Genomic DNA, 25,213 nt, shown 5'->3' with positions numbered 1-25,213 from the left:
CGACGCCGTCCACACCCAAACCCTCGACTACGTCCGCACTCTCACCGACACTGACCTGTCGCGCATTGTCGACACCCGCTGGAATCCGCCGGTCACCCTCGGTGTCCGCCGGAGTCCTGCTGCGCCGCCGTTGAGGCGGTCGGCGCGCGGCAACCCGGCGCTGACGTTCGGTGAATGCGCCTTGTCGGCGACGGCTCTCCGAGTTCAGGAGTCCGCGACCAGGGCGGTGGCCAGGTCGCGGGCTTCGTGCAGCCAGGTGGTGCGGGTGTCGGCGGTGGAGTCGGTGACGGTGCGGAAGACGGTGCGCCGGATGTCCTGGACGCCGATGTAGGGCAGGACGCAGGCGGACCAGATTTGTTGGAGGGGGTCGCCGAAGATGTCGCGTTCCCGCTCGAGTGGGGTGTCGGAGGTGTTGAGGATCAGTGCGCGTTTCGCGTGCAGCAGACCGGTGGGTGCGCCGGCCGCGTCGTCGAGTTTGTAGGCGACAGCGGGGGTGAGGACGCGCTGGATCCAGCCGGAGAGGATCGCGGGCGGCATGCCCCACCAGTTCGGGTGGATGAACACCAGTGCGTCGATGTGGGGGAGTTCGTCCTGGTATCGGCGCACGAGGTCATCGGTGGTGGGTACGCCCGCGACCGTCTCGGTGTCGGCGGCGCCCAGCAGCGGTTCGAATCCTTCGGCATACAGGTCGTGTGCGATGACATCGACTGCCAGTTCCCGTAATTGGTCGGTCACCGCGTCGAAGAGGGCCCGGTTGAAGCTGGCCGGGTCCGGGTGGGCCAGGTATACCGCGATACGCATGCCGACCACTGTGCCCGATCGGCTAGATAATCGCTTCGCCCGTACAGGTCGGTGCGGGCAGGGTGAGCAGGCCGCGGTTGGTGGCGGTGATGGTCAGCGCCACGCGCCCGGGCCCGCTGTCCTGGTTGTAGATGCGGTAGATGCTGGTGTCGTACATGTTCTGCGGATAGGACACCGTCGCCGAACCGGTGCGACCGTTGTCGAGGTTGCGCCAGTCCACTCGGGTGTCGGTGGTGTAGCCGAACAGGCTCCGGCCGCCCCCGCCCACGGTGAACAGGCCCGGTTCGTTGGCGTGGGTCATGATCGTGACCTTGCCGCTGTAGGGCAGATCGAGCAGGTTGGGGCTCAATCCCCAGCAGTTGACGCCGATCTCCTGGTGGCGGACGGGGTTCTCCAGGGCGGTGGCGGGGGCCGCGAAGGCCGCCAGGGTGAGTATGCCGGCCACGCCGGTGCCGACTCGTGAAATGCGCATCAAGTTGGTTTCCCTTCTGTAGCAATCCAATTCGTCTGTACCACGGGTGGCGGCCGGGTAAACCGGCTTGGTGAGGCGTTGCGCTAGTCCTCGCGCACGATCAGGCCCGCGGCCTGCGCGAACGCCGGAGCCAGATCCATCAACTGCCCGTAGTTGACGGTGGCGCCGCGCAGCGCGTCCAGGCCGTTGGCGATATCGAGGGACCGGGCGCCGCGCAGATCCACATCCTGCAACCGGGCCCGGTCCAGGGCGATCCGCTGCAGTGTCGAACCGGGAAAGGTGATCTGGCGCAGCGCCGCCTCGGCGAAATCCACATCGCGCAGCACACAATCGACGAACTCGACCTCCCGCAACGTCGAATTGCGGAAGTTCACCGACTCGAATTTGCAGCCCTCGAACCGCACCCGGCGCACCCCGGCGCTCACGATCTCCACCCCCGACCACGCCGAATCGATGAATTCCGCGTCCTGCCAATCGGTTTGGCCGAGATTGGTGCCGATCAGGCGCACCCCGCGCAGCCATACGTCGGCGAAACGGGTGAATCGCAGAGTGCCGCGCTGGAAGGTCAGCTCCGTCAACGCCGATTCGGTGAACCGGGAACCCCGGCAATCGGGCTCCTCGAACTGCCGGTCGGCCAGGTGGGCATTGTCGTATTCCTGATCGGATTCCAGTTCACCCTCGAAGGGTTCCAGGCGGCGGGCAAAGGCGAGATCGGTCAGTGCGCGCGACATGGGTTCGAGCCTAATCGCCGGTGCGCACCGGTGAACGCCTGCCATGATGGCGACCGTGACGTTGCCGACCGCTTTCACCGACCTGTTCGCCGTGCGGCATCCGATCGTGCTGGCGCCCATGGGCGGCACCGCCGGTGGGGCGCTGGCGGCGGCGGTGAGCAATGCGGGCGGACTCGGAATGCTGGGCGCGGGCAACGAGGGCGCGCAGTGGCTGGGACGGGAACTGCCGCTGCTGGCGGACGGCACCGACCAGCCGTGGGGCGTGGGATTCCAGAGCTGGGCACTGGACCTCGACACCCTCGACCTGGCCCTCGCGCATCGCCCGCCGGTGCTGATGCTGTCCTTCGGCGACCCGAGCCCGTTCATCGCGCCGATCCGCCGTTCCGGCGCCCGCCTCATCCTCCAGGTCACCGACATGACCGAAGCGCGCCGAGCCCTGGATCTGGCCCCCGACCTGATCGTCGCCCAGGGCACCGAAGCCGGCGGGCACGGCGCCCGGCGCGGCCGCTCCACCCTCTCCTTCGTCCCGGCCGTCGTCGACCTCGCCGCACCCATCCCGGTCGTGGCCGCCGGCGGCATCGCCGACGGCCGCGGCCTCGCCGCCGCCCTGGCCCTGGGCGCCGCCGGCGCCCTGATCGGCACCCGCTTCCAAGCCACCGCCGAATCCCTCGCCGATCCCTACAGCAAGAAAGCCATCGTCGAAGGCCTCGGCGAACACACCGAACGCAACCGGATCCTCGACATCGCCCGCCGTTCCCGCTGGCCCGCACAGTATTCCGGCCGCACCCTCGCCCACCCCTACCTCGACGCCTGGCGGGACCGCGAAACCGAACTCGCCGCCGACACCGCCGCGACCCAGGCCTACCTCGACGGCGTCGCCAGCGGCGAACTGCCGCCCGAGCCGGTGTGGGCCAGTGAATCGGTAGACCTGATCACCGATCTGCCGCCGGCCGCCGACCTCGTCGCGTTGCTCGTCGAGCAGGCCCAGACCGCACTCGGGCGAGCCGGCCGCCGTGACCGCTGAGTTCGATGCCGGGCCCGACCGATGATTTTCGCGCGCCGTGCCGGTCTGCACATCGGATACCGACTCCTGGGAGCGTGAGGCAATGCGGAAACTGACCTACACCATGAACGTGAGCCTGGACGGCTATATCGCCGCGCCCGGCGATGACCTCGGCTGGACCGCACCGAACGACGAGCTGTTCCAATGGTGGTCCGACCGGGTGGCAGCGACGAGCCTGGCACTGTACGGGCGCAGGTTGTGGGAGACGATGAGCTCCCATTGGCCGACCGCCGATCAGCAGCCCGACGTCACACCGGCGCAGGCCGAGTACGCCCGCCGCTGGCGGGACATGCCGAAGGTGGTGTTCTCCTCGACGATCAGCACCGTGGACTGGAACACCCGCCTGGTCGCCGGCGACGCGGTCACCGAGATCACCCGGCTCCGGGCCGAGGACGGCGGCCCCATGGACATCGTCGGCGCCACACTCGCCGCGGCGGCCATGCGGGCCGGGCTGATCGATGAGTACATGACCGTCACCCACCCGGTGCTGCTGGGCGGCGGCACACCGTTCTTCGCGACTCTGGACAACTGGGTGAACCTGAATCTGGTGGAGACCCGGACCTTTCCGGGCAGCGTGCTGCTGACCAGGTACGAGACCAGGCGCTGACCAGCCGGCGACAGCACGGACAGTGCGGGCACATCCAGTTTGAACCTCCCGGACCCGCACTGCCCGGCGACCTAGCGGGAGCCCGGCTCCGACTGCCTGCGACGATGTCGCACGTGATGTGGCCTGTTCCCCTTCCTCCGGCCGACCTCGACGATGGTGCGGTGTCGTTGCGGGAGTACCGCTCCGCGGACGCGGACGGCCTGTTCCGGGCGCTGCGCGACGAGCGGGCCTGGGAGCATATTCCCCGCCCGATTCCGCGCGACGCCGGCGAACTCGACGCGATGATGCAGGCGGCCGCGCTGCGCCTGCGATTCACTGTGCGCCACGGTGATTCGATCGTCGGGACCACCGCGGTCATCTACGAACCGGCGGAACCGCAGGCCGTGGAGATCGGCGCGACGATCTTCGACCCGGCGGTGTGGGGGACCGGGGTGAACACGCGGGTCAAGCATTTGCTGATTCCCGCCCTGTTCGCCCAGCAGGTGGCGTGGATCCAATTCCGGACCGACGAACGCAACGCCCGCTCGGCCGCGGCGATCCGCAAGCTCGGCGCGACCGATCTGGGCATCCGCCAAGACGATCTGGTGCGACGCGACGGCACCGTGCGCCGCAGCCGCTTCTTCCGCCTCGAACGCCCGTAACCCGCGTGGTGTTACTTCCAGGGTGGCCCTGACAGGGTCTCCCTCCGGGGCGCGGGCTACGCCAGACTCGGCGCATGCGCTATCAACTCTTCGGCTCCACCGGACTGCGGATCTCGGAAATCATTCTGGGCACCATGGGTTTTCGGGACCCCGATCATGCGCGGCCGGTGCTCGAGGCCTATGCCGAGGCGGGCGGGAACGTGCTCGACACCGCGTCCGCCTACGGGACCAGCGAGGAGGTGCTCGGGGAGATCATCGAGCGCCGGGACCGGTTCGTGCTCGGCAGCAAATACACCTTGACCCGGGACCCGGCGGATCCGAATGCGGCGGGCAATCATCGCAAGAACCTGACGTTGTCGCTGGAACGGAGCCTGCGCCGGTTGCGCACCGACTACCTCGATATCTATTGGGTGCACGTGTGGGACCGGCACACGCCGCTGGAGGAGACGATGCGCGCGCTCGATGACGCGGTCCGCTCCGGAAAGGCTCTGTACCTGGGCGTCTCCGATGCCCCGTCCTGGGTGGTCGCGCGCGCCAACACGCTGGCCGAATGGCGCGGGTGGACACCGTTTTCCGGATTGCAGGTGCCCTACAGCCTGCTCTCGCGCGATATCGAACGGGAATTGCTCCCCATGGCGGAAAACCTCGGCCTCAGCGTCACGGCCTGGGCTCCGCTGGCCAGTGGCAAACTCACCGCGAACGAGTCGAGCCGGCGCGTGGATCCGGCCGAGCTCACCGATACCGAACGCGCTGTCATCGGCGCGGTCGGCAAGGTCGCCGCCGACCTGGGCGCCACCTCGGCCCAAGTCGCCCTCGCCTGGCTGCGCCGGCGCTCCCGCGCGGTACTGCCGATCATCGGCCCCCGCACCGTCGCCCAACTCCAGGACGACCTCGGCGCACTCGACCTCGATCTGCCCGCCGAAGCGCTCACCGACCTGGCCTCGGCCGCCCCCTTCGACCGCGGCTTCCCCACCGATTTCATCACCGAATGCGACGAGTCGGAATTCGTCTACGGCAAGGCCGCCAGCACCGTGCTCCCGCGCTGCACGAAGACCCGATGTCAGGCAGAATGCACGCTCGGTCGGTGATCCCTGTCATGCCCGGGCGCCGGGATCCATGGATTCCGCGTGAGCGAAACCATTGACATTCGCCGCGCGCCCGATTTGCGCAGCTCGACGGCGGGGTTTGCGACCTGGAGGGGGAGCGCTCGGCGAGCCCCGAACGCGCGGGGCTCGACCACACCTTTACCCTCGAATCATGCAGTCCTGGTCCGATACCGCCCTACCCACCGTCCCCGGAGCAGGGCCGCCGTTGCGGTTGTTCGACACCGCCGACCGGCAGGTGCGGCCGGTCACCCCCGGGCCCACGGCCACCATGTACGTCTGCGGGATCACCCCCTACGACGCCACCCACCTCGGTCACGCCGCGACCTATCTGACCTTCGACCTGGTCAACCGCCTGTGGCGGGACGCCGGGCACGAGGTGCACTACGTGCAGAACGTCACCGACGTCGACGATCCGCTCTTCGAGCGCGCCGACCGCGACGGCGTGGACTGGCGGGATCTGGGCACCCGCGAGATCAACCTGTTCCGTGAGGACATGACCGCGTTGCGCATCGTGCCGCCGCGCGACTACATCGGCGCGATCGAATCGGTCGACGAGGTCGTGGAGCTGGTGGAGAAGCTGCTCGCCGCCGGCGCCGCCTACACCGTCGAGGACGACGAGTACGCCGACATCTACTTCCGTGCCGACGCCACCGCGCAGTTCGGCTACGAATCCGGCTACGACCGCGCCACCATGGAACGGTTCTTCGCCGAACGCGGCGGCGACCCGGACCGCCCCGGCAAACGCGACACCATCGACGCCCTGCTGTGGCGCGCCGCCCGCCCCGGCGAGCCGTCCTGGCCGGCGCCGTTTGGCGCCGGCCGCCCGGGCTGGCACATCGAGTGTGCCGCGATCGCCCTGAACCGCCTGGGCCCCGAATTCGACATCCAGGGCGGCGGCAGCGACCTGATCTACCCGCACCACGAGTACTCCGCCGCGCACGCCGAAGCCCTCGGCGATACCCGCCGCTTCGCCCGCCACTACGTCCACGCCGGCCTGATCGGTTTGGATGGTGAGAAGATGTCGAAGTCCAAGGGCAACCTGGTCCTGGTCTCCAAGCTGCGCCGCGCCGGCACCGACCCGGCCGCGATCCGCCTGGGCCTGCTCGCGGGCCACTACCGCGCCGACCGCATGTGGACCGACGAGGTCCTCGCCGACGCCGAACGCCGCCTGGACCTGTGGCGCCGCGCCGCCGCCCTGCCCACCGGCCCCGCCGCCACCGACACCGTCGCCCGCCTGCGCCAGCACCTCGCCGACGACCTGGACACCCCCAAAGCCCTTGCCGCAGTAGACAACTGGGCCGAGCAAGCACTGTCCTACGGCGGCCCCGATCAGGACGCCCCCGCCCTGCTCGGCACCGCCGTCGACGCCCTGCTCGGCGTCCGCCTCTAGACGCGCTGCTCGGCAGCGCACGTTCGCCGACCGCCAGGCCTCGGTGGCTCGGCCGGGCGGGCGCGAACCAGCACATGGTGAAAGGCGGCGCCGCACACCAATCCGCCGACGGTGGTCGCTGTGGCCGGCAAACGGGGATCAGCGGAGAGCGTCGCGCGGCGGCGACGTATTCGCTCGCCAGGTCCACGCAAGGTGATGGCCCTTGTCGCGGAACGGGATTCGTGGTGGGCTGCACGGGTGTGCAATCTTCATCCCCGGCGGTTGATCGGGCGGCGGACGGTGCTCGGTGGGGTGCTGGGGGCGGGGGTGTTGCTGGCGGCGGGGCGGTTGCGGGCGTCGGCGGGGCCGGGGGAGCCGCGGACGGTGGCGGCGCGGCAGCGGTATTTCGGGGTGGCGAACGTCGATCCGGAGACCGGGGCCGTGCGGGCGGATCGGGTGGTGCTGTCCTGGGTGGGATGTGCTACTTACGCTGTGGCTTTCGCGGGTTCGGTGTTGTTGCTCGACGCGTGGGTGCCGCGGCTGACCAGTTCGGGGTATTCGCCGGCGACGCCGCAGGATCTGGCCGATCTGCGGCCGGAGGCGATCTTGATCGGGCACGGGCATTTCGATCACGCCGGGGACGCCGGGCGGATCGCGCAGGCGTCGGGGGCGGTGGTGCACGGAACCGCCGAGCATTGCGCCGCGATCCGGGCGCAGGTGCCGGAGGCGAGGCTCGCGACGGTCGCCCTCGGTGATGCGCACACGCCGATCGGGCAGCGCCACGAATTCACGGTCGGCGCGGTGCAGGTCACCGCCGTGCGCCATATTCATTCCGGGCCGACGGCGCCCGATCGGGACGACCCGGCGGCTCCGGTGTTCCCCGCGCCGGAGTGGTGTGCGCTGGTGCGGCATCCGCCCTCGCTCGAGGGTGTGCTGCAGAATCTGCCGCGGCTGCTCGATGCCGAGAACGGGGTGCTGCTCTATCAGCTGCGGGTGCCTGGTTTCTCGCTGGTCTGGCACGACTCCGCGGGGCCGCTGACCGAGAAGGCTCCCCAGGTGTTCGACGTGCTCGGCGGACTTCCCGCGACCGATCTGCATATCGGCACTGTTCAGGGTTTCAACCAGTTCACCAACGGGTTGCGTGACCCGCGCACCTATATCGAGGCGCTCGGTCCGGCGCTGTTCGTCCCGACCCATCATGACAACTGGCTGCCGGGCCTGACCTCCGCTGCCGCCGCCTACGATCCGGCGTTGCTGGCCGAACTGGCGCGCATTCCGTCCGGGGCGCGCCCGGAGTTGCGTTCGCTGCACGATCCGGCCGACTATCTCAACCCCGCTCGTCTCACGTTCCTGCTCTGAGGCCTGTCCACCGTTGCCGAACCGTGTCTGAAACACCTGCGCATCAAAGTTTGCTGAACATACGCTGGCGCGGTGGCATCGGTACCGTCTCCCATGCTGGCGACCGCGGGGCGGCCGCCCGATCAGCCGGATCGGTGGGCGATCGAGATGAAATGGGACGGGATCCGGGCCGTGGTCCGATGCGCGGGGGACAGCTGCCGGTTCTTCAGTCGTAACAACCGCGACATCAGTCACTCGTTTCCGGAATTGGTCAGCGCGTTAACGGAATTGGCGGACGGACGGCGGTGGGTGCTGGACGGGGAGATCACCGCGCCCGAACCCGCTACCGGCGCACCGTCCTTCGCACGGCTGCAACGCCGCATGCATGTGCTCGCGCCCGCGCCGGCGCTGCTGCGCGCGGTGCCGGTCGAATACTTCGCTTTCGATTTGCTGGAACTCGAAGGAGAGTCGCTGATGAGCTTGCCGTACCAGGAACGCCGGGACCAGCTCGCCGCACTGAACCTCGACGGGTCCGGCGTGCGCACCTCGCCTTACTGGGTCGACGTCGACGTCGAGACGATGCTGGCCCTGGCCCACGAGCATCACCTGGAAGGCATCGTCAGCAAACTGCTCACCTCGCCCTACCGGCCCGGCACCCGCTCTCCGGCGTGGATCAAAACCCCGTTCCGGCGCACCACCGAAGCCGTCGTCGCCGGCTGGCTGCCCGGCAGCGGACGCTTCTCGGCCACCTTCGGCTCCCTGATCCTGGGCGCCTACGACGACACCGCACGCCTGGTCCACATCGGCAACGTCGGCACCGGCTGGACCCTGCCCGCCCGCCGCGCCCTGCAAACCGACCTCGACCGGATCGCCCGCGCCGACAGCCCCTTCGACATCGACCCGCCGGCGCCGGTGGTGCGCGCCGCGCACTGGGTCGACCCGAGCATCGTCGCGGACGTGGAATACCGCGCGGCCAGCCCGGACGGTTTGCGGCACCCGAGCTGGCGCGGCCGGCGCATCGACAAGGCCCCGCACGAGGTGAAAGTGCCGGAAATCGACGGATAGCAGCACACTGAGCACTGTCCCGGCACCGCGCCGTTGATCATGAGCACCAGCTGCTGGATGATCAGGATCTCCGCCCAGGCGTCTCTCCGCGCCCGAGGCGGGCAAGCTCGAGTTGATCACCATGGTCACGCTGTTCGGGCGCAAAGCTGAAGGAGCGCACGTGACTTCGCCGCAATCGCCGCGATCGGCATCCGAGCATGCCGCGACCTGGAAATTCGACTACACGATCTTCCACGCCGAGACCCGGGCGCAGTGGCGGGCCTGGCTCGCGGCCCACCACAGCTCCGCGCGCGGGGTGTGGTTGTGTTCCTGGCGCACCGGCACCGAACGGCCACGCTGCCCGTATCCGGAGGCGGTCGAGGAAGCCATCTGCTTCGGCTGGATCGACTCCACCAACACCGTCCTCGACGAGGAGCGCGGCTTGCAGCTGTTCACGCCTCGGCGCGCCAAGAGCGCGTGGACCCGGCTCAACCGCCGGCGGGCCGCCGACATGGCGGATCAGGGCCTGATGACCGACGCGGGCCGACGCGCCATCGCGGCGGCGAAGTCCAACGGCTGGTGGACGATCGCCGACCAGGTCGAAGACCTCGAGGAACCCCCGGAACTGGCGACCGCCCTCGACCGGGATCCGCGGGCCCGCGCCCACTGGGACGGCTTCCCGCCCAGCGCCCGCAAGCAGATGCTGTGGTGGATCGTCAGCGCCGCACGAGAGGCCACGCGGGCGGACCGGGTCACCCATGTCGTGGCCGAGGCGCGCGAAGGGCGACGCGCCCGCGGCTGAGGCGTCAGTGCAGTCGACCCAGCCGAGGCAGGAAGCGGCCGGTGCGCGCCGCGTAGTCGGTATAGGTGGCGCCCAGGGTGCGACGCAGGTACGGCTCCTCGACGCCGCGCACCTGAATCTGCATGCCGCCCACCGCGATCGCCCACGCGGCGAGCGCGATCAGGTTGGGTGTCATGAGCACGAATCCGAGCAGGGTGAGCACCACGCCGGTGAGAACCGGATTGCGCACCCGGGCGAACGGGCCGGAGGTCACCAGCGCCGGGCGCACCTCCGGGTCGACATCGGCACGCCACGAGTCGCCCATCGCGAACTGCGCCACCACGGTGAGCACTATCCCGATGACCACCAGCCCTACGCCCACCACCGCGACCGGGATCCGGTCGAGCATCGAAATCGGCGGCATCCCCAGCAGATCCGCGACCGCCGCACCCACGATCGCCGCGAACCCGATACTGCTGACAACCTTCGCCCACCACTGCACGGTGCCGGGTGGATCGCGAAATCGGATCTCGGCCCGATCACCGCGGCCGGACTCGACCACGGCACGCAATCCGACGATCACCGCCAGCCACAGGCCGATCAACACCAGAGTCAGCACCGCCACGTCCGCACCCCCGTGTCACACCTGCTACCGGTTCGGTACTTCCACGGTATCCGACCTGCTTCGGGCTGCGGGCGAAACTGCAAGGCGCGCACCGGAAGCCCGCGGGCCCGACCGTGCAGATCGATGCCGCGCGGCGGCGTCCCCGATACGGAAATCGCCGTTCGAGGAACTGCTGGAAGCTCGGAGAGTTCGTGGCTGATCGCGATCGAAACGGCGCAGGATCGGTCGTGAGTCCTCTCGATCCCGTCGTCGGGCGCGGGGCGGCAACAGCCGGCCGCCGCGGTCGGTCAGGCAGTCGCCGGGCGCACTGGATCGGCCGGCCGTTCACCCTGGCGCTCGAGCTATCGGCAGTTCACTGGAGAGCGTCATCAGCGAGAGCCCGCGCGGCTTCCACGGAGAGCGTCGTCGGCGAGAGCTCGCGCGGCTTCCGCGGGTGCGTAGCTCGCCAGTGCGGTGACGAGGTTTCGGAGGTCGTGGCGGAGGGCTGCGGGCAGGGTGGCGTGGCGGGCGACGTCGAGTTCGTTGGCGATGGTCAGGACGGCGAAGTCGTGGAGTTCGGCGGCCTGGATGGTTCGGGACGTGCCGGTGCGGCGGTCGAAGACGGGCAGGGGGTCCTGGCCGAGGCCGCGGTAGGTGCGGGTGCGGTCGCAGGCGCCGTAGAGGTAGACGAGCGCTTCGGCGTCGGGGCCGATGAGGTGTTGGAGGCGGTTGCGGTCGGTGCGTGTCAGCAGCGGGTGCGCGAATCCGTCGGTGCCGTAGGTGGCGTGGCAGATCGCGGCCAGCCTGGTTCGCGGGCTGGCGTTCCAGTCGCGGGTGAGGGCGTGGACCCGGTGCAGATGGGCGAGCAGGGTTCCGCCGGGATGGTCGAGGTGCTCGGCGCCGAGGGCCTGTTGCAGGTCGAAGGCGCGCTGCACGATCTCGTCGGTCGCGAGCCAGCGGGTGGCGTGGTCGGTGAGGAGGCGGGCGAGGTCGGCGGGGGCGTCGCGGGCGACGAGGTGGCCGGCTTCGGGGACGACCGCGAGCGTGACGCGCGGGTTGGCGGTGCGGAAGCGGTGCACGTCGGTGTCGGTGAGGGGAGAGTCCCGTCCGGCGCGCACCAGCAGGATCGGCAGGTCCGGGGTGGCGGCGCCGGAGAGCAGGGTGGCGCCCGGTCCGAGGATGTCGGCGACCAGTTCGGTGAAGTGTGCGGCGAGCCCGTGGTCATCGCGCCAGCGGCGCACCCGATCCGGGTCGGCCTCGGGGACGACATCCACCAGCACCAGCCCGGTGACGCGCTGTGCGACAGCGGGTTCGGTGAGGGCCGCGAGGGCGGCCAGACCGCCGAGGGAGGCGCCGACCACCACGATCGGCGCCGGCTCGCGGAGCACCATCGCGATCACGTCGTCGGCGACCGCGCGCAGAGTGGTGGCGCGTCCGGAGCTTTCGCCGTGCCCGCGCAGGTCGAAAGCCACCGTCCGCAGCCCGTGCGAGGCCATGTGTGCGGCGATCGGGGCCCAGACGCCTCGGCGTTCACCGCCCGCGTGCAGAAGGAGCACGGTGGGTCCGGTGCCTGTCACGGTGGCGTGCAGCGTGGCGTCGTCCCGGGTGAAGTCGATCATCGGCATCTCGCACTCCCTCTTACCTTGGGATCTCAAGGTAAGTCGGTCAACCTTGGCATGTCAAGGTAATGTGGTCTCGTGAGCACTCCCAGAACGCGCCGGACCTCGCAGGAAGCCCGCCGGTTGATCCTCGATTCCGCCGCCGAGCTGCTCGCCGAGGGCGGTGTCGCCGCCGTGCAGGTGCGCGCGGTGGCGGCACGCGTCGGCATGACCGACGCCGGTGTCACCCACCACTTCGGCAACCGCGACACCTTGCTCACCGAACTCTTGCGCCACGGCGGCCGCCGGCTGCGCGACGCCCTCGAACAGGTCCTCGCCCGCTGGCTCGAGCACGCCCCGGACCTGCGCGAACTCGTCGCATCCCTGGAGCGCCTGTACCGGGACGGCTACGGCGAACTCGCGGTCGCGCTGCACGCGGCAGGCTGGCGTGATTCCGGCAGCGGCATGCTCGACCCGGTCGTCGACGCTCTGCACCGCCTGCGCCCACCCGGCAGCGCCCTCCCCGACACCCGCCACGCAGTCGCCGCCCTGCACCAAGCGATGGCCACAGAAGCCTTGTATGGCAGCGCTTTCCGTCGCAGCGCCGGTCTCACCGGCGCCGCCGCCGACGACTCCGCGGCACACATCGAATGGTGGGCCGTCCACCTCCAACACACACTGGGCCTCCCGGAACCCTCGCCGACTCGGTGACCCTTACCGAGTCGAAACAGGTCCGATCGACCGACGATCCGGTTGCCGACCGGCACTGGCAAAGAACGGCAACGGGCACAGTTGTGGCCATAGCGCGGGCCAATCCCGCACTATGGCCACTAGTGATGTTGTGCCGGTGCGGCATTCGTCAGCCGTTGAGGGCGGCGGTGATCTTGGCTGCCATCGCGGTGACGGCGGGGCTGGGCTTGCAGGTCTGGGTGGCGGCTTGGATTGCGACCTGGATGGTGTCGTGGAAGTTGCCGGCTTCGCCGGGGTGCTGGGCGAGCAGGTTCATGGCCGCGGTCAGGCTGGGCAGGACGTGGTCGGCGAGGTCGGCGACGGACTTGCCCGGCAGGTGGATGTCCTTGGTTTTGGCCGAGAGGACGTGCCCGACGAGTCCGGTTGCCGAGGTCAAGGCGATGGAGCCGTGGCTGATGGCCTTGTGGGGTGCGCCGGCCGCGGCGATCAGGGAGACCGCGCCGTAGGCGGCGGTGCGCAGGGTGGCCTTGTCGGAGTCGGTCAGGGTGCTGGTGGTGACGGACATGGTGTGTGCTCCTTGTGTTCGGTTGCGGCACTGTGGGTGCCGGTCGTTGTGTTCGATGTACACACTGTGTCGAGGTCGGCTGTCACCGTGCTGACAGCCGCCTGACATCACCTCTGACACCACGACCTCCGCCTCTCGAACCCGATGCCGGGGTCAGCCGGGACATGACCGAGGCAAACGCGTGTGCGTTCCACGCGGATGTCCCACCGATCGCGCGGGGTCAGGTGTCGTAGCGGGTGACCAGTGTGGCCGCGCGGTCGCGCAGGGCGGTGCGTAGCCAGGGTGGGGACAGGGCTTCGCCGGTCGCGCCGAGCTGCCACAGGGCCCAGATGGCGTGGCGGCGGTCTTGGAAGGTGACTTCGAGGTGGAGTTGTCCGTCGGTGCCGGTGTCTTCGGACAGGACCGCCAGGGCGGTGCCGACGAGTTCTTCGCGCTGGCCGGGGTGCAGCCGGACCAGCACGGTGACCTGGTCGCCGCCGGTGCGGAAGCGGGTGCTGCGCTCCTGCCAGGCTTGGTCGAGATCGACTCGGTCGGGTCGCTGTGCGGGTTCGGGCAGGACTTCGGCGGCGGCGATGCGGGAGAGCCGGTAGGTGCGGTCGGCGCCGTCCCGGAGGGCGAGCAGGTAGGCGTGGTCGCGGACGGTGACCAGGCCGATCGGGTCGACGGTGCGCCAGGTGGGGTCCTGGTTCACCGCGGCGTAGTGGATGCGCAGTTTGTGGCCGCGGAACACCGCGCGCCGGACCGCCGCCACGACCGTGTCGGGGACGTGTTCGGTGCTCTGGCGGCGCGCGAGCAGGTCGGTTTCGGGGTCGATGAGCAGGCGCTGGGCGGCGCCGTCGGCGCTGGTGCGGGAGCTTTCGGGTAGCGCGTCGACGACTTTGCGCATGGCGGCGGCCAGCGCCGAGCCGAGGCCGAATGCTTGTGCGCCACGCCGTGATCCGGCGACGAGCAGGGCAAGGGCTTCCTCGTGGTTGAGGCCGGTGAGTTCGGAATGGAAACCGGGCAGCAAGGCGAAACCGCCGTGGCGGCCGCGTTCGGCGTAGACCGGGACGCCGGCGGCCGAGAGCGCCTCGATGTCGCGCAACACGGTGCGGGTGGACACCTCGAGCTCACGGGCCAGCGCCGCTGCGGACATCCGGCCGTGCCGGCGCAGCAGCAGCACCATGGAAACCAGACGATCGGCGCGCATAGCAAAACCTTCTCAGAAATACGCGACACAGGATGTCGTGATTAGTGGGGAAGCTGATCCTATGACGAACACGCGAGTGGCCACTGAGCGTGCGGTGGCGCGCCGGAACGGACCTGTGATGCGGATTGTGACGATCGGTGTCTACGGATTCACAGCGGAAACGTTTCTCGCTCAGCTCACCGGGGCCGGTGTGGGGTTGGTGCTGGATGTGCGGCAGCGCCGGGGTGTGCGCGGGACGCAGTACTCGTGGGCGAATTCGGTGCGGTTGCAGCGGATGCTCGGCGCGGCCGGGGTCGGTTATCGCCATGTGAAGGGGTTGGCGCCGACGACGGAGCTGCGTCAGCTGCAATATCGTGCCGACGATCGTCAGGGTGTGGGCAAACGCAATCGGGTCGCGTTGGCGCCGGAGTACACCGCGGGCTATACCCGGGAGATTCTCGACCCGTTCGATCTCGGCGCGCTCGTGACCGAGCTTCCTCGGGATGTGGTGACCGCGGTGCTCTGCGTCGAGCGCGATGCCGCGGCGTGTCACCGTTCGCTGGTGGTGGCACGGCTGCACACCGAGCACGGTCTGCCGGTCACCGACCTGCACCCGGGCTTGCACTCCAATACCGTTGCCTAGCAGCGGATTTTGCCGGATCAAGGGTGGCCGATGCCGACTCGCCCCGTCGGCGGGCGGAGTCTTCGGCGAGGACCCGCACCGTGCCTTCGGGCACCGCGCGGCCGGGCGGGCGCGGCGTTTTCGGGCACCCCGGCTGATTGCGATCGCTCGTTGTGGGAAACCGTGGACAACGAACGACACCCACACCGGGTGGTCGCATCGAGCGAGAGGTGCTGCATTGACTGTCGACCGGCAAGGTGAGGTCGCAACGCGCACCGACAGCCCTGGCGGTACCGGCGAGTCCGCGGCCACCGAACGATTCCTGCTGCACAGCGTGGCCGCGTTGCTGGGTGCGGTCGCGGTCGGTCTCGGGTTCGCGGCGCTCACCGCGCTGGTGCGGTCGCGGTGGGAGCCGCTGCTGAGCGCGGATCAGGCGGTCTCGGACCGGGTGGTCGCGGTGGTGGCGCGCAACCCGATGCTGCTCCAGGTCCTCACCGTGGTCACCGCTTTCGGGGCGACCGCGACCTTGCTGTCGGTGCTCGCCGTGGCCGCGGTGTGGTTGTCGCTGCGCCGGTTACCGCGGCTGGCGGTGTATGTGATCCTCACCGGCGCGGGCGGTCTGATGCTCAACGCGGTGGTCAAGCAGCTGGTGGAACGGTTGCGGCCGGTGGTGGAGACGCCCGTCCACAGTGTCGCCGGGTGGAGCTTCCCGAGCGGGCACGCGATGGGTTCGCTGGTCTGCTACGGCGTGGTCGTGCTGGTGTTCGCGCCGATCCAACGCGAACGGGTCCGGCGGACGGTGACCGGGTTCGCGGTGCTGCTGGTGGCGGTGATCGGGCTGAGCCGGATCGCGCTGGGCGTGCACTACCTCACCGATGTGCTGGCGGGCTGGCTGCTGGGGGCGCTGTGGTTGCTGCTGGCCACGGTCGCTTTCGATCGGTGGCGCCGCGAGGCCGGGATCGCGGACCCGGGTCCGCTGCCCGGGGACGTGGCGGCGGACGCGGAAGCGGACTTGCGCCCGGTTCCGGTGCGGCACGCGCCCACGTTGCCGCATCCGTGGCGTGGCGCGGGCGAGCTGGCGGTGGCGTGGGTGCTGCTGGTCGGGGTGTTGCTCGGCATCGGGTTGTCGGTGCGGGAGCTGGCCGCCGAGACCACGGTCCTGCACTGGGATCATCGGGTGGTGGCGGTGCTGGCCGAGCATCGGAATGCGGTGTGCACCACCGTGCTCGAGGTGTTCGGCACGGTCGGCAACACCGTGGCGATCCTTTCGGTCGCGGTGGTCGTGGCGGTGCTGCGCAGCTGGCGGCCGGTGGTGTTTCTGGGTGTCGCGCTGGTCGGGGAGATCACCGCGTTTCTCACCGTCGCCGCGATCGTCGATCGTGATCGCCCGGCGGTGGCGCCGCTGGATCCCGACCTGCCGCCGACCGCCAGTTTCCCGTCCGGGCATGTGGCGGCCTCGGTGACGTTGTATGCGGGCACCGCCGCGCTGGTGTGGGCGTCCACGCGTGGCCGGCGGTTCCGGTTCCTGGCGGGCGTGGCGTTGCTGGTGCCCGTGCTGGTCGGCGTGCAGCGCCTGTATGCCGGAGCCCACCACCCCACCGACGTAATGGGCGCGGTGCTGCTGGGCGCGGTGTGGACCGCGATCGCGTGGTGGGTGGTCGAACCGGTCGCTGCCGATCGGTCCTCGGCGCTGCGAACCCGCCCGCCCGCGGTCCCGGCGATCTCGAACCAGTGCGGCGGGAGAACCCTTATGCGCGGGCTCGATTAGCGAGCCCGCACCGCGTGCGGCAGGGTTGTGCGCACCATGACAGACAACGACGACCTCGCCACCGACCGCCGCTGGCGGCACGGAGCGCGCCTGGCGGTGTACGCGGCGTTCCTGCTCGGGATGTTCTATCTCGTGGCCGTTGCCCGCGTCATCGATATCGACGCGGTGCGCGCGGCGATCGAGGCGACCGGTCCGGCGGCGCCGCTGGTGTACGTGGCGGTTTCGGCGCTGCTGGGGGCCGCGCTGGTCCCGGGCCCGATCTTGGCCGGAGGCAGTGGCCTGTTGTTCGGGCCGCTGCTCGGAACCTTCGTGACCCTCGGCGCCACCGTGGGGACCGCGACGTTGTGCGCGTTTCTCGGCCGGCGGGCCGGGCGGCGCAGCGCCCGCGGCATGCTCGGCGCCGAACGCGCCGAACGCATCGATGCACAGATCGCCCGGCGCGGCCTGTGGGCGGTGGTCGGGCAGCGCTTCATCCCGGGCGCCCCGGACGCGCTGGCCTCCTACACTTTCGGCGCTTTCGGCGTTCCGCTGTGGCAGATGGCAGTCGGTGCGTTCATCGGGTCCGCGCCACGAGCGTTCGTCTACACCGCCCTGGGCGCCTCGATCGGCGACTTGTCGGCGCCACTGGCCTACACGGCGATCACGGTCTGGTGCGTTGTCGCGATCATCGGCGCTTTCGCCGCGCACCGCGGAATTCGGAGCTGGCGCCGCCGGGATCGGGATACGGAATCGACGCAGGCCTAGGTTCGGCGTAATCGGTTTGGCGGCCGGTCCGGATCGACCTCGTCACGCGGGCGTCAGGGCTTCGTCGGGCCAGAGCGCCGCGGATGCGTGGCCGAGCAGGAGTTTGGTGTAGAAGACCGGCGCGAACCATGGTGCGGCGCGCGAAGGTCCCGCGGCACGGTCGAGTGCCAGTCCGGCGAGTGTCAGCACCGGACCGAGTGCTCGACGGTGCGGGCCGGCTCGACGAATCGCGAACGTAGCCGCCAGCAGGTAGCCGTAATGCGCTCCGGCCCACAACCATCCGGGCAGGCGGCGCGGTTCGCGGCGATCCAGCCAGGCCACAGCGATCGGGTGCAGGTGCAGGGCGGCGAACAGCAGGTGATCGGTGTCGGTTTGGCCCGGTCGTTCATACCAGCGAGCGCACGTCTTGGTGTTGTTCACCCACGCGCCGCCCCACAGATCGAATGCCATCAGTCGTAGCGTCAGCGATTCGCTGCGGGTGCTGTTCCAGGTGTTGGCGAGATTCGGCGCCGCGACCGTTCCCACGGTCGCGAGCCCCAGGGTGATGGCGGTGTTCGTGGGTGTTGCACCGGGGCCGACCAGCGAACTCCACGCTGACCGGATCGGGTGGCGAAATCGAATGTCGGCCATCTCAGTCTCCGTTTCGTGCGGTCCGGTGCCCTGGATGTTGCGCCGCGCCCGTCACGACCGGGCGTGCAGCAATATTTCAGCAACACATTCGAGTGTGCCATGTCCCCGGATAGAGTTCCGGCGCGGCTCGAGCGTGATAACGTCTACTTGTCCCAGACAGTCAGGGTCGAAGATGGCCGACAAGGTAAGCGCAACGCTGCGGCGATTTCTGCGGCCGCCGGAAGAGGTGGTTCGCACCCGGTCCGAGCAGGCCATGACCGATACGATGTCAATCGTCGTCGACGCACCGGCACAACAACTTTGGGACCTGGTCACCGATATCACCGGAATGGGCCGCTGGAGTACAGAGAATCGCCGCGGGCGCTGGCTGAACGGTGCCGTGGAACCGCGAGTGGGCGCATGGTTCATCGGGGTCAACCGGATCGGGCCCCTCACATGGGCCACCCCCTGCGAGGTAACCGTGGTCGCCCCGCTCGCCCACTTCGAGTTCCAAGTCCACATCGTCGGTCCCCGTTGGGGTTACCGTCTCGAACCTCATCCAGGCGGAACCCTGGTCACCGAGTACCGCGAATGGTCCTACACCTCCGCCTTCAACCGCGCACTGCGCTGGTCCGGCCCGCTGGGCAGAACACGGGACAACCATGCGCTGCACGGGATCCCGCAGACCCTGCGGGCACTGAAGGCGCACGCCGAAACGCTTCGGGCAGGGCAGAGCGATAAGCTGCCGGCACGGCCGACGGAATGAGAGCTCCGCACCGACCGGTCTTGTCTTCGTCTGGGACAGTGCCTAGATTCGTGCGCATGGAGCACATCGAGTTGGACGCACCCGACGGACCGATCTCCGCGGTCATGGCGCGCCCGCAGGGGCCGGGTCCATGGCCGGGAGTGGTGATCGTGCACGACATCACCGGTGCGAGCGCGGATTTGCGGCAGCACGTGCAGATGCTGGCCGAGCACGGCTATCTGGCGATCGGCCCGAATCTGTTCTCCCGCGGCCGCGCGCGCTGCCTGCGTTCGGTGATGCGGGCGCTGTGGTTCACCGGCGGCAGCACCGACGCCGACCGCGAACCCGTGCGCGACATCCTCGCCGCCCGCGCTCGCCTGCTCGCCGACCCGGACTGCACCGGGCGCACCGCGATCAGCGGATTCTGTATGGGCGGCGGCTTCTCGCTGCTGTGCGCGCCCCAGGGTTTCGACGCTGCGGCCCCGTTCTACGGCGGTCTCTACGGCGACTATCGCACGCTGCTCGACGGCGCCTGCCCGATCGTGGCCAGCTACGCCGGCCTGGATCCGACCCTGCCGGGCGCGGACGCGAAACTCGAACGCACCCTCACCGCACTCGGTGTGCCCCACGACATCAAAACCTATCCGCGCACCACCCACGGATTCGCCAACACCTTCCCCGGCGATCAGCTGCTGCGCGTCACCGGTTTCGGCCACAACCCGGCCGCGACCGCCGATGCCTGGCAGCGGGTGTTCGCCTTCTTCGACACCCATCTACGCACCGGCTCTCAGCCGAGCAGCTCATCGACGTAGCACCACCGCCACGCCTCACCGGGCTCGATACTGCGGATCACCGGATGGCCGGTACCCCGGTAATGCTTGGTGGCGTGATTGCCCGGGGAGGAGTCGCAACAGCCGATCTCCCCGCAGGACAGGCACATCCGCAGATGCACCCAGCTCAGCCCTTCGGCGAGGCATTGCGCGCATTCGGCGGCTCCGCGCGGCTGCGGCGCCAGGGGTGCGGCGCGCAGGTGCGCGCAGTCGTCGGCCGAGCTGGGCCCGGCGAGCAGTTCGACGCGGTCGTCCTCGGTTTCGTCGAATCGGTCGATCATCGATTCCTCGAGATCGAGGCGGGCCAGCACATGCTGGAGGATCTCGTAGTCCATCGCCCCGGAATCGCGCACCGCCAGCACGGTTTCGCGTTCGGCGGCCAGCATCGCCAGGCGCAGCCGCCGGTATTCGGCGGTGGGTGTGGCCTGTTCGGCTTCCGAACGCCCCAGCCGTTCCCAGGCGGCGTTGGTCTTCCAGGCGACCCGTTCACGCAGTGACTGCACCACCGCCTCGGGTGTCCGGTCGGTGACTTCGCTGTCGAGCACCGCCAGCCCGGCCGAGGTCGCCTGGGAGAGCAGGCTCGCCTTCTGCAACGCGTCCTCGGCGCGGCTGGGCCCGCGCAACTTCAGCATCCGCACCAGCCATGGCAGCGAGGTCCCTTGCAGCAGCAGCGTGCCCGCGACCACCACCAGCGCCAGCAGTTTCAGCACCGCCAGCTGCGGGGTGTCCTCGGGCAGCAACAGCACCGCCGCCAAGGTCACCACCCCGCGCATGCCCGCCCACGACACCACCGTCGCGTGCTTGGCCATCGACTGATCCGCGGGCACCGTCGTCATGCCGAGCCGGTCGAACAGCAGCGCCCACGGGAACACCCACAGCGGCCGCGCCAGCATCACCGCCGCCAGCACCGCCACCGCCGCCAGCACCAGGGTCGTGTGGTCCAGGCCGCTGCCCCAGGCGCCCTCGAGGATCCCGCGCACCTGCAGACCGATGATCAAGAACACCGCGCTCTCCAGAATGAACTGGATGGTGCGCCAGTTGGTGCGTTCGGCGATGCGTGAGGCGGCGCTCTGCCAGGCCGGGGCGTTGTGGCCCAGGATCATCCCGCACACCACCACCGCGATCACCCCGGAGGCGTGCACCTCTTCGGCGGGCAGGTACGCCACGAACGGCGCCAGGAACGACAGGGTGGTGTCGAGCACCGGGTCGTTGATCCGGCGGCGCAGGAACGCCAGCAGATAGGCGACCGCGACACCGACGAGCGCGCCGCCGCCCGCGGCGAGCAGGAAGTCACCGCCGGCGTTCCACACCGACACCGTGCCCGCCGAGGCCGCGATCGCGGTGCGCAACGCCACCAGCGCGGTCGCGTCGTTGAACAGCGACTCGTCTTCGAGGATGGTGACGATCCGGCGCGGCATCCCGATCCGGCGGGCCACCGCGGTCGCGGCCACCGCGTCCGGCGGGGCGACCACCGCGCCGAGCGCGACCGCGACCGCGAAGGGCACCGGCAGCAGCAACCACACCACCGCCGCGACGGCGAAGGTGGTGAACAGCACCAACCCCACCGACAGCAGCGCGATGGTGCGCAGATTCGCCCGGAAATCCACCAGTGAGGTGCGGATCGCGGCGGTGTAGAGCAGCGGGGGCAGCAACCCCAGCAGCACCACCTCCGGTTCCAGATGCACCGTGGGCACGAACGGCAGATAGGACGCCGCCACCCCCGCCAGCGTCAGGACCAGCGGTTCGGAAATCCCGAACCGCCGCGCCAGCGCCGCGAGACTGGCCGCCGAGGCCACGAGAACCACCAGGCCGATCGCCATATGCACCGCAGCATTCTCGCAGAGCATGCTCGCCGGGGCGCGCAACCGCCACCCGGTGCGCATCCCGGCGGCGAATCCCGGCCCGGTAGATGACACGTGCCGGACCGGCCGAAGCGGCGATGCGAGTACCGTTCGCGCGCAATGCTGGTCGGCACAAGGAGGTAGACGTGGAAGAGGAGTTCGCGGACTGGCGGGCCAACGGCCGCCGGTTCACCCATCGCGGTCATCAGATCTTCTGGCGCGACAGCGCTTTCAGCGGAACCCTGCCCGACGAGGACGGCGCGCCCGAGAGTCGTCCGGGCCCGGAACGCGTCCTGCTGTGCGTGCACGGGTTCCCGACCGCGTCCTGGGATTGGCACGCGATCTGGCCGGGGCTGTGCGCGGAGTTCACCCGGGTGCTGGCTCCGGACATGATCGGCTTCGGCTGGTCGGCCAAACCTCGCGGTTATCAGTACACGATTTCCGATCAGGCCGACCTGCACGAGCAATTGCTGCGCGATCAGGGGATAGGCCGGGTGCACATCCTGGCCCACGACTACGGCGACACCGTCACTCAGGAATTGCTCGCCCGCGACAGCGAACGCAGGAAAGCCGGCGACGAATCACTGGTCATCGAATCGGTGTGCCTGCTCAACGGCGGATTGTTCCCCGAAACCCATCGGGCCCGCCCGATCCAGAAACTGCTCGCGAGCCCGCTGGGCCCGGTGCTGTCGCTGCTGGCCACCGAATCGACCTTCCAGGCCAGCCTGGCCGGGGTGTTCGGGCCCGACACCAAACCCTCGGTCGCCGAACTCGACCAGTTCTGGCTGATGTGGTGCGGGCGGCACGGCAAACGCAACGGGCACAAACTCATCCGCTACATGGCCGAGCGGCGCACGCATCGGGAACGCTGGGTGGGGGCGCTGATCGGGACCGAGGTGCCGGTGCGCCTGATCGACGGGCTGCTCGATCCGGTCTCCGGCGCGCACATGGTGCAGCGCTATCGCGAACTGGTGCCCGGGGCCGATGTCGTGGAATTGGCGAAGGTCGGGCACTATCCCCAACTCGAAGCGCCGGAAGAAACCCTGGCCGCTTTCCTGGAATTTCACAGCACTCGCGTGCATTGAGCACAAAAAGCCCGAGCGCCAACCAGATAACCGGTGGTTACCATTGGTGGCGTTCGGGTCGAAAGACTGCGGCACCGAAAATTCGGGGAGCCGCGCGCGGGGGGCTCAGAGGAATATGCCGATTCCGGCGAGCAGAACCACCGCTGTGAACACGATTCCTGCGACGAGAAGATCGATGAGCATGGAACTTTTCCTTTCGTGCCTGCCCGCACCGTGCGGGCATTGAGTTAATCTCCAGCAAAACGTGATCTGTTTCACTTTTTCGGTCCGGAAAGCAAAATAGGCGGCTGACCGTGGCACCTTTTCCGGTCCTATGGGGTGCGCCATAGAATGATCCGGTGGCCAGCACCCGCCGAGCACGCTCCGACACCGCCCGCCCCCGCCTGCCCGACGCCCGGCGGCGGATGATCGAGGGCGCCATCGACTCGCTGCGCGTGCACGGCGCCAGCGGCACCAGCGTCGACCGCGTCCTGGCCGCCACCGGCGCACCCCGCGGCTCGGTCTACCACCATTTCCCCGGCGGACGCACCCAGCTCATCGCCGCCGCCGTCACCACCGCCGGCGCGGTGATGACCGAACTCATCGACACCCTCACCCGCGACCACACCCCGGTCCAAGCCCTCGACCAGTTCGCCGCGATGTGGCGGCAAACCTTGCGCGACAGCGACTTCCGATCCGGCTGCCCAATCTTCGCCGTCGCCGTCGAAACCAACGACGAAGCCCCTGAACTCGCCCACACCGCCGCCGAGATCTTCGCCCGCTGGCACCACGCCCTGGCCGACCTCCTCGTCCGCCACGACATCCCCGGCGACCGCGCCGCCCGCCTGGCCACCCTCACCGTCGCCGCCATCGAAGGCGCCATCGCCCTGAGCCGCATCCAGCACAGCACCCAGCCACTCGACGACGCGGTCGACGAACTGCGCGCCTTCTACACCACCACCGAATCCCGCTGACGCCCTCGGGTCGATCCCGTGCGGTCGCTGAGCACCACGGGCACGCCGGTCGGTGACCGTCAACTCGAAGTCCGGTCGAAGTCCGGCACCCCCGTGACGCCGTCGCACAGCCGGCCGTCCCGGTGCGGGTACCACTGATACGCGTCGACGGCTGGTGCGCAGGGCTCGGGGAGACGTGGAAATTCTGTGCATCCGACCAGAGATGCGGATGCGGAGGGCGGTTACCGTGGAGCTCACAGTCTGGCTCGCAGCCCGAATCGGTTGCCGCGGAATCGATATCGGGTCGCCGCAGAATCGATTCAGGAATGCGGGCCGCCGCTCGTCGAAGGAGATCGCGATGACACGGACCGCCGACCTCACCTTGGAGACCATCGAGCTCGAACAGGACGGGCGGGTCCTGACCGCCCGCATCGTCGCGCCGCCGTTGAACTTCGTGACGATCGCGGTGGTGCGCGATCTCGACCGGCTCACCGCGGCGGCCGACCGCGACGACAGCGTAGGCGCGATCATCCTCACCGGCGGGCTGCCCGGACGGTTCCTCACCCACGCCGACCCGCGCGCCCTGACCGGCATGATCGAGCTACCGCACCCGTTCGTCCCCGCCCGCGTCGCGGCCCCACTGTTGCGGGCGGGCAGCCTGGCCCTGCGGATCCCCGGCGCGGCCGACACCATCGAACGCGTCGGCGGCGGACTCGGCGCCGGCCTGGTGTGGGGTCACCGCTGGAAACGAACCACCCTGCGCATGAACCGCTCCGGGGTGGTCTACCTCGCCGCGATCAACGGCCCCGCCCTGGGCGGCGGCCACGAAATCGCCCTCGCCTGCGACCTGCGCTACGCCGCCGACGCCGAGCACGTCCAGTTCGGGCAGATCGAATCCCTGGCCAACCTGATCCCTGGTGGCGGCGGCACCCAACGCCTGATCCGCCTGGTCGGCGCCGCCAAAGCCATCGAACTCACCCTCGAAGGCGCGCCCGTCTCCGCCCAGGAAGCTCACCGCCTCGGCCTGGTCCACCACCTCACCACCCCCGACCAGCTGCTCCCCGAAACCCACACCACCGCAACACGTCTGGCCGCCCGCAACCCCGTCGTCGTCGCCGAGGCCAAACGCGCCATCTACTTCGGCACCGACAAATCCCTCGCCCGCGCCCTCGACGCCGAACAAGCCGCCTTCGTCTCCACCGGCACCACCCCCGCCGCCACCCGCACCACCCACGCCTTCTTCGACGACCTCGACCGCCTCGGCGACACCCCCTTCCTCGCCGACCCCAAACCTTGGATCAACGGCACCCGCATCGACCAGACCACCCGCTGACACCCGGCCCGGCTCGATCGTCGTTCCTGCGATACTCCGCGCCCTCCAGCGCACATCACGTCCGGCATCGCCGCAGGCGGGCAGCGCTGCACCAGCCACGATGCTGGGCAGTGCGGGCGGTGCGGA

At 69.5% G+C, this 25,213-nt stretch carries 26 protein-coding genes; 17 read left to right on the top strand and 9 right to left on the bottom strand.

Going from position 1 to position 25,213, the window contains the following annotated elements:
• Positions 1–204: 204 nt before the first annotated feature.
• The 3 genes from AB0M14_RS31875 to AB0M14_RS31865 all read right to left on the bottom strand — a co-directional run bounded on the left by AB0M14_RS31875 (position 205) and on the right by AB0M14_RS31865 (position 2,004).
• Entirely contained in the window at positions 205–801 is a 597-nt protein-coding gene (locus AB0M14_RS31875; RefSeq protein WP_365001713.1) for an NAD(P)H-dependent oxidoreductase, read from the bottom strand.
• A 22-nt stretch (positions 802–823) separates the two neighbouring features.
• On the bottom strand, positions 824–1,273 hold the full coding sequence (locus tag AB0M14_RS31870) for a hypothetical protein (protein ID WP_365001711.1): 450 nt from the start codon (positions 1,271–1,273) through the stop codon (positions 824–826).
• A gap of 83 nt (positions 1,274–1,356) precedes the next feature.
• Positions 1,357–2,004, bottom strand: a complete 648-nt coding sequence (locus AB0M14_RS31865) for a pentapeptide repeat-containing protein (protein WP_365001709.1) — start codon at positions 2,002–2,004, stop codon at positions 1,357–1,359.
• Between the two features lie 46 nt (positions 2,005–2,050).
• Between AB0M14_RS31865 and AB0M14_RS31860 the strand changes: the two genes are divergently transcribed.
• The 8 genes from AB0M14_RS31860 to AB0M14_RS31825 all read left to right on the top strand — a co-directional run bounded on the left by AB0M14_RS31860 (position 2,051) and on the right by AB0M14_RS31825 (position 9,974).
• On the top strand, positions 2,051–3,028 hold the full coding sequence (locus tag AB0M14_RS31860) for a nitronate monooxygenase (RefSeq protein WP_365001707.1): 978 nt from the start codon (positions 2,051–2,053) through the stop codon (positions 3,026–3,028).
• 82 nt (positions 3,029–3,110) lie between these two features.
• Positions 3,111–3,674, top strand: coding sequence for a dihydrofolate reductase family protein (locus tag AB0M14_RS31855; RefSeq protein ID WP_365001705.1), 564 nt, complete (start codon positions 3,111–3,113; stop codon positions 3,672–3,674).
• Between the two features lie 116 nt (positions 3,675–3,790).
• A complete protein-coding gene (locus AB0M14_RS31850; protein ID WP_365002042.1) occupies positions 3,791–4,315 on the top strand; it encodes a GNAT family N-acetyltransferase in 525 nt (174 codons plus the stop codon).
• 74 nt (positions 4,316–4,389) lie between these two features.
• A complete protein-coding gene (locus tag AB0M14_RS31845; RefSeq protein ID WP_365001702.1) occupies positions 4,390–5,403 on the top strand; it encodes an aldo/keto reductase in 1,014 nt (337 codons plus the stop codon).
• A 169-nt stretch (positions 5,404–5,572) separates the two neighbouring features.
• On the top strand, positions 5,573–6,811 hold the full coding sequence (gene mshC / locus AB0M14_RS31840; protein ID WP_365001699.1) for a cysteine--1-D-myo-inosityl 2-amino-2-deoxy-alpha-D-glucopyranoside ligase: 1,239 nt from the start codon (positions 5,573–5,575) through the stop codon (positions 6,809–6,811).
• 237 nt (positions 6,812–7,048) lie between these two features.
• Positions 7,049–8,149, top strand: coding sequence for an MBL fold metallo-hydrolase (locus AB0M14_RS31835; RefSeq protein WP_365001696.1), 1,101 nt, complete (start codon positions 7,049–7,051; stop codon positions 8,147–8,149).
• A 93-nt stretch (positions 8,150–8,242) separates the two neighbouring features.
• Complete coding sequence (locus AB0M14_RS31830) at positions 8,243–9,193, top strand: ATP-dependent DNA ligase (RefSeq protein WP_365002040.1); 951 nt, start codon at positions 8,243–8,245, stop codon at positions 9,191–9,193.
• A gap of 160 nt (positions 9,194–9,353) precedes the next feature.
• A complete protein-coding gene (locus tag AB0M14_RS31825) occupies positions 9,354–9,974 on the top strand; it encodes a YdeI/OmpD-associated family protein (RefSeq protein ID WP_365001693.1) in 621 nt (206 codons plus the stop codon).
• 4 nt (positions 9,975–9,978) lie between these two features.
• Here the strand turns inward: AB0M14_RS31825 and AB0M14_RS31820 are convergent, their stop codons facing one another.
• Together AB0M14_RS31820 and AB0M14_RS31815 are read right to left on the bottom strand one after the other, a co-directional pair.
• On the bottom strand, positions 9,979–10,578 hold the full coding sequence (locus AB0M14_RS31820; protein WP_365001690.1) for an isoprenylcysteine carboxylmethyltransferase family protein: 600 nt from the start codon (positions 10,576–10,578) through the stop codon (positions 9,979–9,981).
• A gap of 368 nt (positions 10,579–10,946) precedes the next feature.
• Positions 10,947–12,182, bottom strand: coding sequence for an alpha/beta hydrolase (locus tag AB0M14_RS31815; protein WP_365001687.1), 1,236 nt, complete (start codon positions 12,180–12,182; stop codon positions 10,947–10,949).
• A gap of 72 nt (positions 12,183–12,254) precedes the next feature.
• Here AB0M14_RS31815 and AB0M14_RS31810 point away from each other — a divergent pair, with 72 nt between their 5' ends.
• Complete coding sequence (locus tag AB0M14_RS31810) at positions 12,255–12,866, top strand: TetR/AcrR family transcriptional regulator (protein ID WP_365001685.1); 612 nt, start codon at positions 12,255–12,257, stop codon at positions 12,864–12,866.
• 148 nt (positions 12,867–13,014) lie between these two features.
• Here the strand turns inward: AB0M14_RS31810 and AB0M14_RS31805 are convergent, their stop codons facing one another.
• Positions 13,015–13,410 carry a hypothetical protein gene (locus tag AB0M14_RS31805; RefSeq protein ID WP_365001682.1) on the bottom strand — a complete coding sequence of 132 codons (396 nt, stop codon included), beginning with the start codon at positions 13,408–13,410 and terminating at the stop codon, positions 13,015–13,017.
• 220 nt (positions 13,411–13,630) lie between these two features.
• On the bottom strand, positions 13,631–14,599 hold the full coding sequence (locus AB0M14_RS31800; protein ID WP_365001680.1) for a YafY family protein: 969 nt from the start codon (positions 14,597–14,599) through the stop codon (positions 13,631–13,633).
• 118 nt (positions 14,600–14,717) lie between these two features.
• Between AB0M14_RS31800 and AB0M14_RS31795 the strand changes: the two genes are divergently transcribed.
• The 3 genes from AB0M14_RS31795 to AB0M14_RS31785 all read left to right on the top strand — a co-directional run bounded on the left by AB0M14_RS31795 (position 14,718) and on the right by AB0M14_RS31785 (position 17,712).
• Positions 14,718–15,221 carry a DUF488 domain-containing protein gene (locus tag AB0M14_RS31795; protein ID WP_365001678.1) on the top strand — a complete coding sequence of 168 codons (504 nt, stop codon included), beginning with the start codon at positions 14,718–14,720 and terminating at the stop codon, positions 15,219–15,221.
• A 217-nt stretch (positions 15,222–15,438) separates the two neighbouring features.
• Positions 15,439–16,968 carry a phosphatase PAP2 family protein gene (locus tag AB0M14_RS31790; RefSeq protein ID WP_365001675.1) on the top strand — a complete coding sequence of 510 codons (1,530 nt, stop codon included), beginning with the start codon at positions 15,439–15,441 and terminating at the stop codon, positions 16,966–16,968.
• A gap of 36 nt (positions 16,969–17,004) precedes the next feature.
• Complete coding sequence (locus tag AB0M14_RS31785; protein ID WP_365001673.1) at positions 17,005–17,712, top strand: TVP38/TMEM64 family protein; 708 nt, start codon at positions 17,005–17,007, stop codon at positions 17,710–17,712.
• Between the two features lie 42 nt (positions 17,713–17,754).
• On the opposite strand, the gene AB0M14_RS31780 is transcribed toward AB0M14_RS31785, so the two are convergent.
• Entirely contained in the window at positions 17,755–18,342 is a 588-nt protein-coding gene (locus tag AB0M14_RS31780) for a hypothetical protein (RefSeq protein ID WP_365001670.1), read from the bottom strand.
• Positions 18,343–18,514: 172 nt separating this feature from the next.
• On the opposite strand from AB0M14_RS31780, the gene AB0M14_RS31775 reads away from it, so the two are divergent.
• The gene (locus tag AB0M14_RS31775; RefSeq protein WP_365001668.1) at positions 18,515–19,087 is read left to right on the top strand and encodes an SRPBCC family protein; all 573 of its coding nucleotides are present in this window, start codon (positions 18,515–18,517) and stop codon (positions 19,085–19,087) included.
• Positions 19,088–19,143: 56 nt separating this feature from the next.
• On the top strand, positions 19,144–19,878 hold the full coding sequence (locus tag AB0M14_RS31770; protein WP_365001666.1) for a dienelactone hydrolase family protein: 735 nt from the start codon (positions 19,144–19,146) through the stop codon (positions 19,876–19,878).
• Here AB0M14_RS31770 and AB0M14_RS31765 read toward each other — a convergent pair.
• Positions 19,854–21,812 (bottom strand): Na+/H+ antiporter, encoded by a 1,959-nt coding sequence (locus AB0M14_RS31765; RefSeq protein WP_365001663.1) that lies wholly within the window; start codon positions 21,810–21,812, stop codon positions 19,854–19,856. The two genes, AB0M14_RS31770 and AB0M14_RS31765, sit on opposite strands and share 25 nt — an antisense overlap.
• Positions 21,813–21,883: 71 nt before the next feature.
• Here AB0M14_RS31765 and AB0M14_RS31760 point away from each other — a divergent pair, with 71 nt between their 5' ends.
• The 3 genes from AB0M14_RS31760 to AB0M14_RS31750 all read left to right on the top strand — a co-directional run bounded on the left by AB0M14_RS31760 (position 21,884) and on the right by AB0M14_RS31750 (position 25,087).
• A complete protein-coding gene (locus tag AB0M14_RS31760) occupies positions 21,884–22,822 on the top strand; it encodes an alpha/beta hydrolase (RefSeq protein WP_365001660.1) in 939 nt (312 codons plus the stop codon).
• 338 nt (positions 22,823–23,160) lie between these two features.
• Positions 23,161–23,775: a TetR/AcrR family transcriptional regulator gene (locus AB0M14_RS31755; protein WP_365001658.1), complete on the top strand. Its 615-nt coding sequence runs from the start codon at positions 23,161–23,163 to the stop codon at positions 23,773–23,775.
• A gap of 337 nt (positions 23,776–24,112) precedes the next feature.
• Complete coding sequence (locus AB0M14_RS31750) at positions 24,113–25,087, top strand: enoyl-CoA hydratase/isomerase family protein (RefSeq protein WP_365001656.1); 975 nt, start codon at positions 24,113–24,115, stop codon at positions 25,085–25,087.
• Positions 25,088–25,213: the final 126 nt, after the last annotated feature.

This window comes from Nocardia sp. NPDC051832, from assembly GCF_040681285.1.
Classification (GTDB): domain Bacteria; phylum Actinomycetota; class Actinomycetes; order Mycobacteriales; family Mycobacteriaceae; genus Nocardia.
This window is presented reverse-complemented; position numbering and strand designations above follow the sequence as displayed.

Coding starts and splice junctions, on each gene's coding strand:
- AB0M14_RS31795 (WP_365001678.1), top strand. CDS start 14,718: ATGCGGATTGTGACGATCGGTGTCTACGGATTCACAGCGGAAACGTTT.
- AB0M14_RS31850 (WP_365002042.1), top strand. CDS start 3,791: ATGTGGCCTGTTCCCCTTCCTCCGGCCGACCTCGACGATGGTGCGGTG.
- AB0M14_RS31780 (WP_365001670.1), bottom strand. CDS start 18,342: ATGGCCGACATTCGATTTCGCCACCCGATCCGGTCAGCGTGGAGTTCG.
- AB0M14_RS31845 (WP_365001702.1), top strand. CDS start 4,390: ATGCGCTATCAACTCTTCGGCTCCACCGGACTGCGGATCTCGGAAATC.
- AB0M14_RS31800 (WP_365001680.1), bottom strand. CDS start 14,599: ATGCGCGCCGATCGTCTGGTTTCCATGGTGCTGCTGCTGCGCCGGCAC.
- AB0M14_RS31865 (WP_365001709.1), bottom strand. CDS start 2,004: ATGTCGCGCGCACTGACCGATCTCGCCTTTGCCCGCCGCCTGGAACCC.
- AB0M14_RS31870 (WP_365001711.1), bottom strand. CDS start 1,273: ATGCGCATTTCACGAGTCGGCACCGGCGTGGCCGGCATACTCACCCTG.
- AB0M14_RS31750 (WP_365001656.1), top strand. CDS start 24,113: ATGACACGGACCGCCGACCTCACCTTGGAGACCATCGAGCTCGAACAG.
- AB0M14_RS31860 (WP_365001707.1), top strand. CDS start 2,051: ATGGCGACCGTGACGTTGCCGACCGCTTTCACCGACCTGTTCGCCGTG.
- AB0M14_RS31775 (WP_365001668.1), top strand. CDS start 18,515: ATGGCCGACAAGGTAAGCGCAACGCTGCGGCGATTTCTGCGGCCGCCG.
- AB0M14_RS31875 (WP_365001713.1), bottom strand. CDS start 801: ATGCGTATCGCGGTATACCTGGCCCACCCGGACCCGGCCAGCTTCAAC.
- AB0M14_RS31830 (WP_365002040.1), top strand. CDS start 8,243: ATGCTGGCGACCGCGGGGCGGCCGCCCGATCAGCCGGATCGGTGGGCG.
- AB0M14_RS31855 (WP_365001705.1), top strand. CDS start 3,111: ATGCGGAAACTGACCTACACCATGAACGTGAGCCTGGACGGCTATATC.
- mshC (WP_365001699.1), top strand. CDS start 5,573: ATGCAGTCCTGGTCCGATACCGCCCTACCCACCGTCCCCGGAGCAGGG.
- AB0M14_RS31805 (WP_365001682.1), bottom strand. CDS start 13,410: ATGTCCGTCACCACCAGCACCCTGACCGACTCCGACAAGGCCACCCTG.
- AB0M14_RS31815 (WP_365001687.1), bottom strand. CDS start 12,182: ATGCCGATGATCGACTTCACCCGGGACGACGCCACGCTGCACGCCACC.
- AB0M14_RS31785 (WP_365001673.1), top strand. CDS start 17,005: ATGACAGACAACGACGACCTCGCCACCGACCGCCGCTGGCGGCACGGA.
- AB0M14_RS31770 (WP_365001666.1), top strand. CDS start 19,144: ATGGAGCACATCGAGTTGGACGCACCCGACGGACCGATCTCCGCGGTC.